This is a genomic window from Nesterenkonia ebinurensis, assembly GCF_008711175.1.
In the GTDB taxonomy this organism is placed as follows: Bacteria; Actinomycetota; Actinomycetes; order Actinomycetales; family Micrococcaceae; genus Nesterenkonia; species Nesterenkonia ebinurensis.
Genome location: NZ_VWNF01000032.1, coordinates 293,488 through 306,925, shown reverse-complemented (window position 1 = coordinate 306,925; position 13,438 = coordinate 293,488). Strand labels below are relative to the sequence as shown.

General features: G+C 63.3%; 16 protein-coding genes. 12 read left to right on the top strand and 4 right to left on the bottom strand.

Translation table 11 applies throughout. The features are described 5' to 3' along the window. The first annotated feature begins 41 nt into the window (after nucleotides 1-41). From F0311_RS10880 to F0311_RS10870, 3 genes are read left to right on the top strand one after another with little or no spacing between them, the layout of a single operon-like run. Nucleotides 42-1,634, top strand: coding sequence for a sensor histidine kinase (locus tag F0311_RS10880; RefSeq protein ID WP_150461947.1), 1,593 nt, complete (start codon nucleotides 42-44; stop codon nucleotides 1,632-1,634). 60 nt (nucleotides 1,635-1,694) lie between these two features. Beyond that, a complete protein-coding gene (locus F0311_RS10875) occupies nucleotides 1,695-2,078 on the top strand; it encodes a cold-shock protein (protein ID WP_150461946.1) in 384 nt (127 codons plus the stop codon). A 2-nt stretch (nucleotides 2,079-2,080) separates the two neighbouring features. Then, nucleotides 2,081-2,398 (top strand): DUF3027 domain-containing protein, encoded by a 318-nt coding sequence (locus F0311_RS10870; protein WP_150461945.1) that lies wholly within the window; start codon nucleotides 2,081-2,083, stop codon nucleotides 2,396-2,398. 85 nt (nucleotides 2,399-2,483) lie between these two features. Here F0311_RS10870 and serC read toward each other — a convergent pair whose 3' ends face one another. Then, the gene (gene serC / locus F0311_RS10865) at nucleotides 2,484-3,602 is read right to left on the bottom strand and encodes a phosphoserine transaminase (protein ID WP_150461944.1); all 1,119 of its coding nucleotides are present in this window, start codon (nucleotides 3,600-3,602) and stop codon (nucleotides 2,484-2,486) included. Nucleotides 3,603-3,631: 29 nt separating this feature from the next. On the opposite strand from serC, the gene F0311_RS10860 reads away from it, so the two are divergent. The 7 genes from F0311_RS10860 (at nucleotide 3,632) to F0311_RS10825 (ending at nucleotide 9,245) form a co-directional block, all read left to right on the top strand. After that, the gene (locus F0311_RS10860; RefSeq protein ID WP_150461943.1) at nucleotides 3,632-4,351 is read left to right on the top strand and encodes a metal-dependent transcriptional regulator; all 720 of its coding nucleotides are present in this window, start codon (nucleotides 3,632-3,634) and stop codon (nucleotides 4,349-4,351) included. A gap of 252 nt (nucleotides 4,352-4,603) precedes the next feature. Further along, nucleotides 4,604-5,476, top strand: a complete 873-nt coding sequence (locus tag F0311_RS18085) for a C40 family peptidase (RefSeq protein ID WP_191089879.1) — start codon at nucleotides 4,604-4,606, stop codon at nucleotides 5,474-5,476. A 198-nt stretch (nucleotides 5,477-5,674) separates the two neighbouring features. Further along, complete coding sequence (locus F0311_RS10845) at nucleotides 5,675-6,457, top strand: C40 family peptidase (RefSeq protein ID WP_191089878.1); 783 nt, start codon at nucleotides 5,675-5,677, stop codon at nucleotides 6,455-6,457. 182 nt (nucleotides 6,458-6,639) lie between these two features. Then, on the top strand, nucleotides 6,640-7,164 hold the full coding sequence (locus F0311_RS10840) for an HNH endonuclease (RefSeq protein WP_150462034.1): 525 nt from the start codon (nucleotides 6,640-6,642) through the stop codon (nucleotides 7,162-7,164). Nucleotides 7,165-7,338: 174 nt separating this feature from the next. After that, entirely contained in the window at nucleotides 7,339-7,548 is a 210-nt protein-coding gene (locus tag F0311_RS10835; protein ID WP_150461939.1) for a cold-shock protein, read from the top strand. 133 nt (nucleotides 7,549-7,681) lie between these two features. Then, nucleotides 7,682-8,404, top strand: a complete 723-nt coding sequence (locus F0311_RS10830) for a YoaK family protein (protein ID WP_223881271.1) — start codon at nucleotides 7,682-7,684, stop codon at nucleotides 8,402-8,404. A 37-nt stretch (nucleotides 8,405-8,441) separates the two neighbouring features. Then, nucleotides 8,442-9,245 (top strand): hypothetical protein, encoded by an 804-nt coding sequence (locus tag F0311_RS10825; protein ID WP_150461938.1) that lies wholly within the window; start codon nucleotides 8,442-8,444, stop codon nucleotides 9,243-9,245. 22 nt (nucleotides 9,246-9,267) lie between these two features. Here the strand turns inward: F0311_RS10825 and F0311_RS10820 are convergent, their stop codons facing one another. After that, nucleotides 9,268-10,131, bottom strand: a complete 864-nt coding sequence (locus F0311_RS10820) for an EamA family transporter (RefSeq protein ID WP_150461937.1) — start codon at nucleotides 10,129-10,131, stop codon at nucleotides 9,268-9,270. Beyond that, a complete protein-coding gene (locus tag F0311_RS10815; protein WP_191089877.1) occupies nucleotides 10,128-10,955 on the bottom strand; it encodes a MurR/RpiR family transcriptional regulator in 828 nt (275 codons plus the stop codon). Before F0311_RS10815 ends, F0311_RS10820 begins: the two co-directional genes overlap by 4 nt. Before the next feature lie 78 nt (nucleotides 10,956-11,033). Between F0311_RS10815 and F0311_RS10810 the strand changes: the two genes are divergently transcribed. Together F0311_RS10810 and F0311_RS18080 are read left to right on the top strand one after the other, a co-directional pair. Further along, nucleotides 11,034-12,008 carry a hypothetical protein gene (locus F0311_RS10810; RefSeq protein ID WP_150461935.1) on the top strand — a complete coding sequence of 325 codons (975 nt, stop codon included), beginning with the start codon at nucleotides 11,034-11,036 and terminating at the stop codon, nucleotides 12,006-12,008. Between the two features lie 587 nt (nucleotides 12,009-12,595). Next, nucleotides 12,596-12,757, top strand: a complete 162-nt coding sequence (locus F0311_RS18080) for a hypothetical protein (protein WP_191089876.1) — start codon at nucleotides 12,596-12,598, stop codon at nucleotides 12,755-12,757. A 106-nt stretch (nucleotides 12,758-12,863) separates the two neighbouring features. Here the strand turns inward: F0311_RS18080 and F0311_RS10800 are convergent, their stop codons facing one another. Next, complete coding sequence (locus F0311_RS10800) at nucleotides 12,864-13,343, bottom strand: AAA family ATPase (protein WP_191089875.1); 480 nt, start codon at nucleotides 13,341-13,343, stop codon at nucleotides 12,864-12,866. Between the last annotated feature and the right edge of the window lie 95 nt (nucleotides 13,344-13,438).

Sequence of the window (13,438 nt, the reverse complement as noted above, 5' to 3'; positions counted from 1 at the left end):
GCCTGAGCAGGCTCAGCTCAATCACGCGTAATCTTTAATGTATGGCCGTCCTGAAATCAGTTGCCCGCGCGTGGCGCAGAACCTCCCTGCGGACCCAACTGGTCACCATTACCTCAGGACTGCTGCTGCTTACCCTGGTGGTCACCACCTTCGTCTCCGCCAGCCTGTTCCGGCAGGAGCTGGAGCGGAATATGGACTCCGAGCTCAGTTCCAATGCCCAGACCCTGGCCAACTACTTCTACGCCCTGCGCGATGATCTTCCCTCCGAGGGCGAGGAGGACAGCGGACCCACCTACGCAGACCTGCAGGCCATTTCCCGGTTCTACGGCTGGCTGCTGGATGAGGAGGGTCAGCCGATCCCCAACCTGAACCTGCGCACCGCGAACTCCGAGACCGCTGATGTTCCGCAGATCCCCCAGCTCACCCCCGAGGAGGCCAGCCAGATCCGGTACCAGGCCTTCGAGGTGCCCGGGACCCAGCCCAACTCCCGGGGTTTCCGGATGATGGCAGTGGACCTGCAGCACCAGGAGGAGACCGTGGTCATCGCACTGCCCCTGGAGAATCTGGAGACCTCCGTGGAGCGAGCCAGCTTCCTAGTCTCCACCATCGGACTGCTGGCCACCCTGGGCGCCTCAGTAATGGCCTATTCACTGGCCACTCGAGCTTTCAGGCCACTGCTGCAGGTGGAGAAGACCGCCGCCGCCATCGCCGAGGGAGACTTCAGCCAGCGGGTGCGCACCAGCTCGCCGCCGGAGACGGAGATCGGTCGGCTGGCCGCAGCGCTGAACACCATGCTGGAGCACATCGAGCAGGCCTTCGCAGAGAAAGAGGCCTCCGAGGAGAAGATGCGCCGATTCATCCAGGACGCCTCCCACGAGCTGCGCACCCCGCTGGTGACCATCCGCGGGTTCTCCGAGCTCTACCGGCAAGGCGGACTGGGAGACAACCCAGAGGTAGTGGGAACCGCGATGGGGCGCATCGAATCCGAAGCCACCCGGCTGGGGCAGCTTGTCGAAGACATGCTCACACTGGCCCGGCTGGATGAACATCGTGCCCTGGAGCGCAAACCCTTGGACCTGAACATCATCGCCCATGAGTCAGTGATGGACATGACCGTCAACGCCCCGGACCGAGAGGTCAAAGTCATCGGGCTCGATGGCGGATTTCCGGCACCGGCGCCGGTCATCGGGGACGAGGGACGCATCCGCCAGATTGTGACCAACCTAGTCACCAACGCCCTGCGCTACACCCCAGAAGGCACCCCTATGGAACTGGCAGTAGGCACCGACAGCCTCATCGAGGGCAAGCCGGAGGCAGTGCTGGAGGTTCGCGACCACGGAGAAGGCATCGAGCCGGAGGACGCGCAGAAAATCTTCGAAAGGTTCTACCGAGCGGACAACTCCCGGCAGCGCGAGACCGGCGGAACCGGTCTGGGCCTGGCCATCTGTGCGGCGATCGCCGCACAGCACGGTGGCAGCGTGCGCCACTCAGAGACACCCGGCGGCGGAGCCACCATGACCCTGCGCCTGCCTCTGGACCAAGAAGCAGTCTCCGCAGAGGAGGATCATGAAGTCGATCTCACCGAGGAGGAGCTGGAGCAACTGCGCTCAGCCGCCCTCGGCGCCAGAGAATGAGCTGATGGGCCTATTTAAGCGGTACTCTGGTATTCGCTCAATTTCGAGGAAGGACTTGACGTGCCTACGGGAAAAGTAAAGTGGTTCGACGCCGACAAAGGTTTCGGATTCGTTACCGGTGACGACGGCCAGGAGGCCTACCTGCACTCCTCCGTGCTGCCCTCCGGAGTCGGCACGGTCAAGGCCGGCACCCGCTTGGAGTACGGCATCGCCGACGGCCGCCGCGGCAAGCAGGCGCTCAGCGTTCGGGTACTCGGTGAGGCCCCTTCAGTCCTGCGGGCCACCCGCAAGCCCGCCGAGGAGATGGGCGAGCTGGTCCAGGATCTGGTCAACATGCTCGACAACACCACAGGCCAGCTGCGCAAAGGTCACTATCCCAAGCCCGAACAGTCCCGGAAGATCGCTGCCATGCTGCGCCGGGTGGCAGAGAACTTCGACGCCTGATCATGCCCAGCCACAAGAAAGACGCCGTGCTGGCCGAGGCGGTCGACGCCGCCCGGACTGGCCTGGACGAGTTCGCTCCGGCAGAGCAGATCGGGGAGCACCTGAGTACCAAGGCCGACGGTGACCGACTGCTCACCCACCGGTTCGCCGCCCACCGGCCGGGCTATCGCGGCTGGGAATGGTACGTGACCCTGGCCCGGGCCCCACGCTCGAAGAACGCCACCGTCTGTGAGCTTGGCATGCTCCCCGGCGAGGACGCCCTGCTCGCCCCAGAATGGGTGCCCTGGTCCGAGCGGGTGACCGAGGACGATAAAGAGTAGAGCTCCTATCCCCGTTCCAGCACACCCCATGCCGGCCCCCAGTCCTGCACAGCACCGGGGGCTTCTGCCGGCGCGGAGACCCGTTTCATCCTTGCAGGATGAAATCCACACATGACAGCAGGGCGCTGACATCCTCGGGATCGGTGGCCACAAAAGTGGCGATCCGCAGCTGGTTCCGGCCCAGCTTCCGGTAGGGCTCCACATCCACGATCCCGTTGACCCGCAGCGCGGTGGCCACGGCGGCCGCATCTACTGATTCGTTAAAGTCCACTGTGACGATCACATTGGACCGATCCTCAGGCTTGACCACAAAAGGTGTGGCTACCCGGTGGGCCTCAGCCCACTGGTAGACCCGCCGTGCTGATTCTGCCGTGCGAGCAGCGGCGAAATCCAATCCTCCGCAGGTGTTGATCCATCGGATCTGCTCCTCCAGGGTGACCAGTGTGGCTAGAGCCGGGGTATTGTAGGTCTGGTCCTTCCGTGAGTTCTCGATGGCTGTGGTCAGGCTCAGGAAGTCGGGGATCCAGCGCTGTCCGGCCAGCCGCTCTGCCCGTTCCAGCGCGGCCGGTGACATCACCGCCACCCAAAGACCGCCGTCGGAGGCGAAGTTCTTCTGCGGGGCGAAGTAGTAGACATCGGTCTCTGTGATGTCTACCGCGAGCCCGCCGGCAGCCGAGGTGGCGTCAATGGCGATCAGGGCGCCGTCATCGGCTCCTGGCACCCGGCGCACCGGAGCGGCAACCCCTGTGGAGGTCTCATTCTGCGGCCAGGCGTAGAGATCCACCCCCGCCTCGCACACCGGCTCCGGGCGGGTGCCCGGTTCCGCGGTGAGGATGGAGCTTGGCTCTAGGAACGGGGCTTTATCCGTGGCTTTGGCGAACTTGGAGCCGAACTCTCCGAAGGACAGATGCTGAGCCTTGGCGCTGACCAGCCCGAAGCTGGCAATGTCCCAGAACGCAGTGGAGCCCCCCACGCCGAGCACCACCTCATAGCCCTCCGGGAGGCTGAACAGCTCGCTGAGACCCTCCCGGATGCTGCTGACCAGGTTCTTCACCGGGGCCTGGCGGTGGGAGGTGCCCAGCAGGTGCCGTCCAGAGTCCACCAGGGCGCGGACCTGCTCAGGACGTACCCGGGAAGGTCCGGCTCCGAATCTGCCGTCCTGGGGCAGCAACTCAGCGGGAATGGTGATGGTCTCTGGGCTCACAGACGCTCCTTGATATATATGCTGGTCTTGTGACCGATCTTATCGATACCACTGAGATGTATCTGCGCACCATCCTCGACCTGGAGGAGGAGGGGATTGTTCCGCTGCGCGCCCGGATCGCCGAGCGTCTGGAGCACTCCGGGCCCACGGTGTCCCAGACGGTGGCCCGTATGGAGCGCGACGGTCTGCTGCGGCTGACCGAGTCCCGCCAGCTGGAGCTGACTGAGGCGGGCCGTGAGCGCGCGGTGCAGGTGATGCGCAAGCACCGGCTGGCCGAGCGTCTGCTCTCTGATGTGATCGGACTGGAGTGGCCCTACATCCACGAGGAGGCCTGTCGCTGGGAGCATGTGATGAGCGAGCGGGTGGAACGCCGTTTGGTGGAGCTGCTGGATGACCCGGTGGAGTCTCCCTACGGCAATCCGATCCCTGGGCTGGAGGAGCTGGGTGTGACCACCGGGGCCCACCCTTCGCAGTTGGCGCGGAAAACATTGCGCGAAGCTGCCGAAGAATACGACGAAGTCCGCGGCACCTCATCCTGGAAGGTCCAGCGGCTTGCCGAATCCATTCAGGTGGAGCCCGAAGTGCTGGAGCAGCTGCTGGAGGTAGGGCTGCGGCCTGGGGTGCCGGTGGAGATCACCGGTCTCACCAAGGCCTATGCACTGCTGACGGTGGATGACTCTGAGGAGGGAAAGCTCGAAGTGGAGCTGCCCCTGGAGGTCGCCCAGCACATTTTCGTCAACGAAGGATGACCGCTGAGAGCTCCCCCACATCTGGGGTTCTGAGCTTGGCTGTTGTGACGTTTCTGTGACAAAGTGTTGCGCCGGGCCACGCGCGCCGTGATCTAAACGTGACATCTATATCAATCTGTTATAAAGTCGTCCTCGTGCTCGGGGCAGAAGTCCGATCTGCTCCGAATTCCTTCCACTGGCACCAACCCTGCAAGCCGGTGGGAGTGAGTTCGCAAACTGACGCAACTGTGCAGGGAAAGGTTTCAACAACTCGTGACAGACAACACCAGCTTCGACTCGCGCCGTGCCCGGCGCGCTCAGAAGACCAGAGCCTCCGCAGGCCGCACTGCTGCCGCTGTTCTGGCCTCCGCAGGTCTGCTGATCGGCACTGGCGTAGCAGCCAATGCCGATAACAGCACCGCCGCTGAGGGCCGTGCCGCCACCACCGCTCCGGTGTCCGCCGCCTCGCTGACCGTGGAGCGCGCCGCAAACGTTGAGGCCCCCGCTACTGTGAGTGCCCCGGCCGAGGTCGTCTTCAGCACTGAACGTGTGGCTGTGTCCTCTGAGGGCGCTCCCCAGCCTGAGCCTGAGCCAGAACCGCAGGAAGAGCCCGCTGCCCAGCAGCAGACCTCACAGGAGAGCCAGCCCGCTCAGCAGCCGTCAGAGAGCTCGACCAGCTCCGACCAGAGCAGCAGCTCTTCGACTTCCAGCTCCTCTTCAAGCTCCAGCTCCTCTTCCTCGAGCTCCAGCGAGTCCAGCTCCTCCTCGGAGCAGCCCGCACCGACTGAGAGCTCCAGCGGCGGCCACGGTTCCGTGGTCAGCGCTGCCTACGCCGGAGTCGGCTCCCCCTACAGCTATGGCGGAACCACTACGTCCGGCTTTGACTGCTCTGGATTCGTCAACTGGGCCTACGCCCAGGCTGGCTCCCCGCTGAACGCGCGGACCACCCACCAGATGGCAGCCTCCTACACTCAGGTGTCCACCCCGGCACCAGGTGACATCGTGCTGGCTAACGGCAATGCTCATGCCGGGATCTACGTGGGCAACGGCCAGGTCATCAGCGCCACCGTCTCCGGCGGCGTGCGTGTGCATGCTCTGAACGCCGGCTGGCACCGGGTCAACGCGATCGTCCGCCCCGGCGGCTGATCCGCAGCATCCCGGAATCTTCCAGCGGGTGGGGCGCAGCTCTTCGGAGCCGCGCCCCACCCGCTTTTAATGCGCTCAGCAAATGTCCAGAAAGCGCACAGGCTTGCAGCTGACAGTAAGCTGCGGTTGGGCGAAAGTTGCGGGCTCCGTGACCTAAATGTGACATTGAGATCGTTCTGTTATAAAGTCATCTCCGTGATGACCACAGAGACCACCATTCAGTCCCGGCGCGAGCGGCGCATGGCCTCCGAGGCCGCCGCCCGCCGAAGCGCAAAAGCACGTGCCGCCAAGACCGGCCGCAACGTCGGAGTGGTGCTGGGCACCTCCGGCCTACTGCTCTCCACCACAGTGGCAGCGATGGCCGATGAGACCTCCCAGGAAGAGGGTCGCGCCCAGGCCACGGTAGCTATCGATGCTTCCGGCCTCGAGCCAGCCAGTGTGACTGAGCCTGCAGCTGTGACTGCCTCAGAAGAGATTGAACTGGCCTTCGACCGTCCAGCAGTAAGCACTGAGGCTGCGCCTGAGCCCACTACCTCCACCAGCTCCAGCCAATCTGACACCTCCCAGTCCAGCTCCACCCAATCTGGCACCACTCAGGCTGCCGCCAGCACCCAGACTCAGTCAGCACCGGCCAACGGGGGAGTGATCAACACGGCCTACAGCGCGATCGGTGTCCCTTATGTGTGGGCTGGCTCCAGTCTCTCGGGCATGGACTGCTCAGGCTTCATCAACTGGGTGTACCGCCAACACGGTATCAACCTGCCGCGCAGCACCCATGGCATGCTGGCCGCACTGCCCCGAGTTTCCACTCCGCAGCCTGGTGACATCGTGATCTCCACTGGTATCCGCAGTGCTTATCACGCCGGCATCTACGTTGGCAACGGCCAGATGGTCGGCTCGCTCTCAGGCCAGGGCGTGACCACTCACGGTTACCACGAAGGATGGCACAACGTAGTTGCCATCCTCCGGCCGGGAGGCTGATCTACAGCCCACGGCAGAAAAACAGGTCTCCAGTGTGTGGGGTGCAGTTCGTCGAGAACAGCACCCCACAGCTGTATCCACTCCACTTAGTGGGCTGATCAGACCGGTTAGGGTTTATAGTGAATCGGGAAGCAGCCACTGCACAGAGAACAACACACGGTGAGAAGACTCTAGGAACAGATATGCGCGCCCTGGTGCTCAACGCAGGCTACGAGCCGCTGAGCGTGGTGACCTCCCGCCGCGCAGCCGTCCTTGTGATGCGCGGAAAAGCCAGTGTCCTGGCAGAGGACGGCAATCCCATCGTGTCTCCTTCGGCACTGATTCCCCGCCCGGCAGTGATCCTGCTCCACCAGTATGTGCGTGTGGTGCGCCGCCGGCCCTCGGCACCTTCACGCCGTGGCATCCTTCGCCGGGACCAGCGTCAGTGCGGCTACTGCGGCAAGCAGGCCGCCACAGTGGATCATGTGATTCCTAAGTCCAGGGGCGGGGACTCCAGCTGGGGGAACCTAGTGGCATGCTGCGGCCCCTGCAATGTTCGCAAAGGGGATAAAACCCTGGAACAACTGGGTTGGAAGCTGCTGATCACCCCCAAAGCACCCCCGCACCATATGTGGTTGCCTGCCGAGCTGGATGCGCCGTGCGATGCCTGGATGCCCTTCCTGGGGCAGAGCACAGGGCAGCAGGTCACTTCTGCTGCAGCGGCGTAAGTAATACGAGGCCATGTATTGGCGGTGAGCGGTCAGTAGCGTAGGCTGAGGGTTATTGAACGTCATTGCTTTACCCCAGTGGCCTCAACACCTCTGCAACGGCCTGGCCGGCTGCTGCAGAAAATGCGCCGTGAACGTATCGGCGCATCTGAAGAAACACAGTTAGGAAACATCATGGCCACTGGCACCGTCAAATGGTTCAACGCCGAAAAGGGTTACGGCTTCATTGCCCCCTCCGATGGCACGGACGACGTCTTCGTCCACTACAGCGCAATTGACCCCGGCAACGGCGGGTTCAAGACTCTCGAAGAGAACCAGCAGGTTCAGTTCGAGACTGCCTCCGGTCCTAAGGGCCTGCAGGCAGAGAACGTCAGCGCTCTCTGACCCAAGACTTTCTGCGCAACGGCCCCCGGCCCGCCACCACGGCGGGACCGGGGGCCGTTGCCTTTAACCTTCAGCTGGCAGAAAGTGGAGTGGGACCCGGCCCCGGCGTAGAGTAGCTCGGCGGGAGGACGTATTGGCTACTGAACTCACGCGCAGGCAGCTCTACCTGGCCTGCGGAATCACTGCATCAGCCGGTTTTGTGGACGGGGTGGGGTTCATCCACCTCGGCGGGTACTTCGTCAGCTTCATGTCTGGTAACTCCACTCGGGCAGGGGCTGATCTGGCCGAGGGTGATCTGCTCGGCTGGGGCAAGGCGCTGGGCCTGGTCGCCGCGTTCGTCTGCGGAGTCATCCTCGCTTCCCTGGTCACTACCAAGAACAGTACGACCACGCCCGTTCAAGGGTCCTCTCCGCTCACCCCGCAGTTGCGCGCCATCTGGCTCTCGGTGGGAATCCTGATGCTCGCCGCCGTCTGCGGCACCGTGCCTGCTGCCGGGCTGGATACTGCCGAGCTTGCCGTGGCTCCGCTGATCGCTGCCGCCATGGGAGCGGTCAACTCCACCTTCACCCGTGGCGGAGAGGTCTCGGTGGGACTGACCTATATGACAGGTGCACTGGTCAAGGCGGGCCAGCTCTTCGCCGCCAGGCTCCGCGGGGTGCCTGAGACCAGATGGCTGCGCTACGCGGCACTTTGGCTGGCTATTGCGGCCGGCTCCGCCGCAGGTGCCATCAGTTACCTGGCAGCTGGGCTGGTCATCCTGTGGGCTGCGGTCGCCCTGCTGGCTTGCTGCGCAGGATTGGTGTGGTGGCGTCGTCGCAGTGCTGCTCCCCGCCTTCACGGCCTGAAGCACGGGTAGGCTAAAAGGACGCGAGCGGAACGGAGCGAGAACCAGCATGCGGATACAGTACAGCGAGGACAACAACTCCCTTGAACTGCGCAGCGGTGGCGGCGCCCAGTCCTGCCTCGGCTTAGGCATCGGACTCTTCGGGTTCGTCTTCGCCTGTTTTGTGGGCGGGTCCATCTTCTGGGCCCACTACCAGTCCGAGCGGATGCCCACCCCCTGGTGGATCTTGGCCATGCCGCTGTTCTTCTTAGGCTTCGGCATCCTCTCAACGGGTGGCAACCAGCGCAACCACGCCCACCTGGCCCGCTACGGGCAGAGCCACAGCACACTGAGCAAGTGGTTCGGCCTGCAGAAAGAGGAGCAAACCTTCGACGCCGCCGCAGCCCACCACCTGCACCTGCATACTGAGGAACGGATCACCCGGAATAAGAACGGCACCTCCCGTTACCGGGTCTCCCATCTGGCAGTGGTGATGCGTGACGGTTCCGAGGTGCTCATCGGCAAGCAGCGCCGCAGTGGGCTTGGCGGTCAGCAACCCCTGCTGGAGCAGGCCGGGGAGATCGCCCTGTTCCTCGGCGTGCCGCTGGAGCGCACTGGCATCGGTGCACCGATCGGATACGACCTCCCGCCAGGAGGTGCGAGTGGCTCTCCCCAGCAGTGGGGTGGGCCACTGGGGCAGGCTCCTGGGCACAGCTATCAGCAGTTTCCCAGCTACGGGCCGCCTGGGCCGGGCGGCTATCCGCCTCGTCAGTCGCCTGGGCATGGGGCTGCGGGTCATCAGCACGGCCCTGGTGGGCAGAACCCCGGCGACGGTGGTGGACTGCCGGACTGGATCCGCGGCCAGGATCAGTAGGCGTCGTCGTACTCAGCTGTTCTCAGCTGAGGGCGATCAGTGAGATGCCGATGACCACGATGCCCGCGCCCAGAATTCTGCGCAGCGGATCCTGCTCTTTGAAGAACCACCAGGCCAGCAGGGACCCGATGATGATTGAGGATTCTCGCACCGGAGCCACCAGAGCCACTGAGGTGAAGGTCATCGCATAGAGCACCAGGATGTAGGCCAGCGGTGACAGTGCAGCGATGACGATTGCCGGGCGCAGGTCAGTGCGCAGGGTGGGGCGGATGTGTTCACGCCTGGTCAGCAACCAGGGCAGCATCAGGGCGGACTGGATGAGTCCGCCAAGGCCGAAGTAGATGATCGGGTCCACGGCTAAGGTGTTGACGGTGAAGTTGTCCCACAGGGTGTAGGTGGCGATTGCGGCCCCGGTGGCCGAACCGTAGAGCAGGCCGGTGGTCAGCCCGGAGGAGCGTTGGAACAGCTTCCGGCCGGTGACGGTCAGAATCCCGCCGATCACGATCAGACCGCCGAACAGGGCCAAGGCCTCCGGGCGCTCACCCAGGAAGCAGACGGCCACAATAATGGTCAGCACTGGGCCGACGCCGCGTGCCACCGGGTAGACCACGCCCAGATCGGCATTGCGGTACCCGGTCTGCAGCAGCATGGCGTATCCGATATGCAGCAGTGCAGTGACTAAGGAGGCCAGCGGCAGCTCCCAGCCGTAGCTGGCCCCGGTGGTCACCGCGTAGACGATGCCCACCGGCAGGGTGATGGCGCAGCCCAGCGAGTAGTAGAGCCATACGAACACAGTGGTATCGCCCTGAGCCGTTTTGGCGGCCAGGTTCCAGACCGCATGAAAGACGGCGGCGGCCAGCACCATAGCCAAAGCTGCCGCGCTCATGGGTGGGGAGTTTCGGCCGGCAGGTCCATGGTCAGAGCTGCGTGCAGCACATCCACCACGGCCAGATGGGCGATCCTGCTGGAGGACTCGGTGAGCAGCTCAGCGTGGCCGGAGCCCAGGGCCACCAGAGCGATCTCTGCAGCGCGCGCCAGGGTGGATTCGGAGTAGCTGGTGATGGCGATGACGGTGGCACCGCTGGAGGCGGCTTCCCTGACCACCTCCATGGTCTGTGGGGTCTCGCCGGAGTGACTGACCGCGATCAGCGTGTCCTGATCGGTGAGCAGCCCGGCGGCCAACACCGCTGAGTAGGAGTCTTCGGTGTGTTGGACGGCCAGTCCGGCAAATGTCAACCTGAATGCGGCGTCGGCGGCAACTGGCAGGGAGGTTCCAGCGGCGGTGGCTTGGACTCGGCGGGCGGTGCGCAGAGTGCTGATGGCCCGTGCCAGGTTGTGCTGGTTCAGAGTGCCGTGTACTGCACGCAGGCTCTCGGCGTGACTGGCCACGATGACCTCTGTCAGCTCTGCTGAGGTGGTGGATTGGCTCAGGCTCCGGGCTGCTGAACTGCTGTCCTGGCCGTGGGTGGCTCGGGCAAGATGCTTCTTCAGCTCCGGCAGACCGGAGTATCCGGCTGATCGCACAGCCCGGACCACAGTGGCGGCCGAAACCTGGGCCCGGTGGGCGATCTGCTGTGCGGTGGCGTCAAGTACAAACAGTGGTTCCTGGATCATCAACTCCACCACGGCGGCATGTCCGGGTTTGAGGCTGGGCAGCAGGGAACGCAGCCGACCCTGCAGCGCTGTGAGACCCTCAAAAGCTGAAACCATATTGCGCATAATACATTACTAATGAAATAACGTTACAACTAGGTGCCTCTCAGGCTCCAGGCGTGATATGAGAGAGGTATGAAACGGAAGCTGATGAGTTTGCTGGGTGGTGCTGCGGGCGCCGTCGTGCTCTCTGCCTGTGCCGGAGGCGGCACCAATATGACCGAGGCGATGGATCAGGTGCCTGCGCCAGAGGAGCCCTATGTGGCTTTCACTGATATGGAGTGGTTCCGAGAGCTCAGCGAGGAGGACCTCGAAGCGCGGGAGCGAGACTACCGGTGGAGCACTGCGGATCTGGCCGTGGGCTTCGATGATCTCGGTCCGTACCTGATGCAGGGCCGGCTGGACGGGCTGCCGCTGGACCTCTATGCGCTCGATCAGGCGCTGCGAGTAGGGTTCTCGGCAGAGGCAAGCGGTGCACTCATCGGGGATCTGGACGCCGATGCTCTGCACGCCGAGCTTACCGAGCGTGGTTGGGAGGGCGAAGATGTGCTGCGTGTGACAGATGATGTGGAGCTGAGCCACTTGGTGGTCTTCTTCCCGCAAGTTGTCATTGATGATAAGGCCCTGGTGTACGCCAGGCACGGCGTGGACCTGGAAGAGGGCTCCAGTGCGGCTGAGGACGAGCGGTTCGCCCCTTACCTGGACTGCTTAGGTGAGGTGGTGGCGGGGCAGATCATCCAGGGCGTTGCAGTGGGGGTGGCCCCGGATGATGAGGACTTGCCGCGCGGTGTCATCTGTGCGGCAGGTGACCCGGAGTCGCTCTCTGCGGAGATAGTTGAAGAGATTGAGTCGGGGCGTAATCCCTATACCGACCGGGAGTACGGTGATGATCTGATTGAGCCGGAGGCGGACCCGCACAGCGAACTTGCCCGGGTTTACGTGAGCTTCCCTGAGCGCGGCGAGCATGATCAGCTGCTGACCAGTGTCCTGTTCATGATGCACCAGCAGGGCAACTTGCCGGGCTTGATCCACCAGGCTGATCAGGAGTTCCAGGAGTGGTTGGAGGACACCCTCAGCACCCCACCCGGCGGGGGAGAGGACGAAGAATGAGTGCACCTTCGTGGATCTTCTCAAACCGCCGGAAGCCGGTGAAAACGCTGATCCGCAGTGTTCTCAAGGGGTCGGCGAGACGTCTGCCTCGCCCGCAGATACAGCAGATTCGACTCATCCACCCGTCCAGTTTTACGCTGGAGTGGGCTTGACCTCTATTTTGAGGGGTTTTGTCAGGTTTTCGGTCGCTCTCACAGCACCTGATGCACCCGTGTGTGACTTCCACGTTTAAATGACGGGGTTCTTCTGACACTCGGTGGCGGCCTTCGCCCGCGTGAGCGGGGCCGCCACCAAGCGTTCCGTAGAGCGATCCGCTTACGGGGCAGTCCATGCCTGCCCGCTGAACGATCGCCTACAACAGCTGGATCCTGCACTCGATGCCAGGTGCGCGGGCCAAGCGGGCATCGGTGGGTCATAAGGGCAGTTGCGTTGGTCTTCTCCGCAAGGGCGACGTAAGTGGCGTCGTAGCCGCTCAGATTATTCCGCAGGGCCCATATCCGCGGCCGAAGCCAGTCGGCGGGAAATCTTGTGATCGTCAGACTGCTGAAGCCCTCCATCGCGAAGTTGCCCTGCTCTTTGGTGAGCACGTGGCAGTGAAGAAGACCTCGCAACACATGGGCGACCTCAGTGCCGATCAGATGGGGCGCCGCGAGCTCTTCTTCGCCCAGAAAGTCAGGATCAAGGTCGCCGGCAAGCAGTTCGACGACCACGCCAGGGTCCAGGACTCTCATTCGCCACGGCCCTCATAGAGCACGGACAGAATCGTGTTGCGATCTGTCGGCCCTTGGACCTTCTCCTGGGTGCGGCAAATGGTCGCGCTGCTTCATTGAACGATCGGCTTAAGGTTCTTCAGCATCAGGTGTCAGCCACAATTCGTTGGACCACCTGGTCGCAGGTTTCCGACGGCCCTATCCGCCTCTCTTGAACGAAGGAAAGTGGCTGCCAGCCGTGATACCAGGAACGCATCTGGTCTTCGCCAAACTCACTTGCTTGCCTTCTGCCCGCGTGACGCCGCACAGTTTCTTCGAAGGACAGATCGAACGCGTAGAACCGGGTGTCGCCAGCCGTCTCAGCTACACGTTCGAGCATGGTGCTATACCGCGTAGCGTTGAGGATGCCCTCGAGGACGACGTGATGGCCCGACGAGAGGCAATGGTTTGCCGCAACTTCAAGTAGTTTCGCGTGGGCCATGCTCTCCTGCTCACGTTCGTCGTAGATAATCCGCCGGAAGTAGTCCTGTTCAAGTATGGCTACCGGTGGCGCCAACGCGCGTTGCAGGGCGGCGGCGACAGTGCTCTTTCCAGAGCCGGAATTGCCTCGCAGTACGACAAGCACTTCTGAATCGTAACGTCCGAAGCTGGCTCTTCGCAGTTTAGGGTGTAGCGGTCGGAGCGTCGGTACCCGGGTAGAGATCGAGGTCTTCCAAGGAT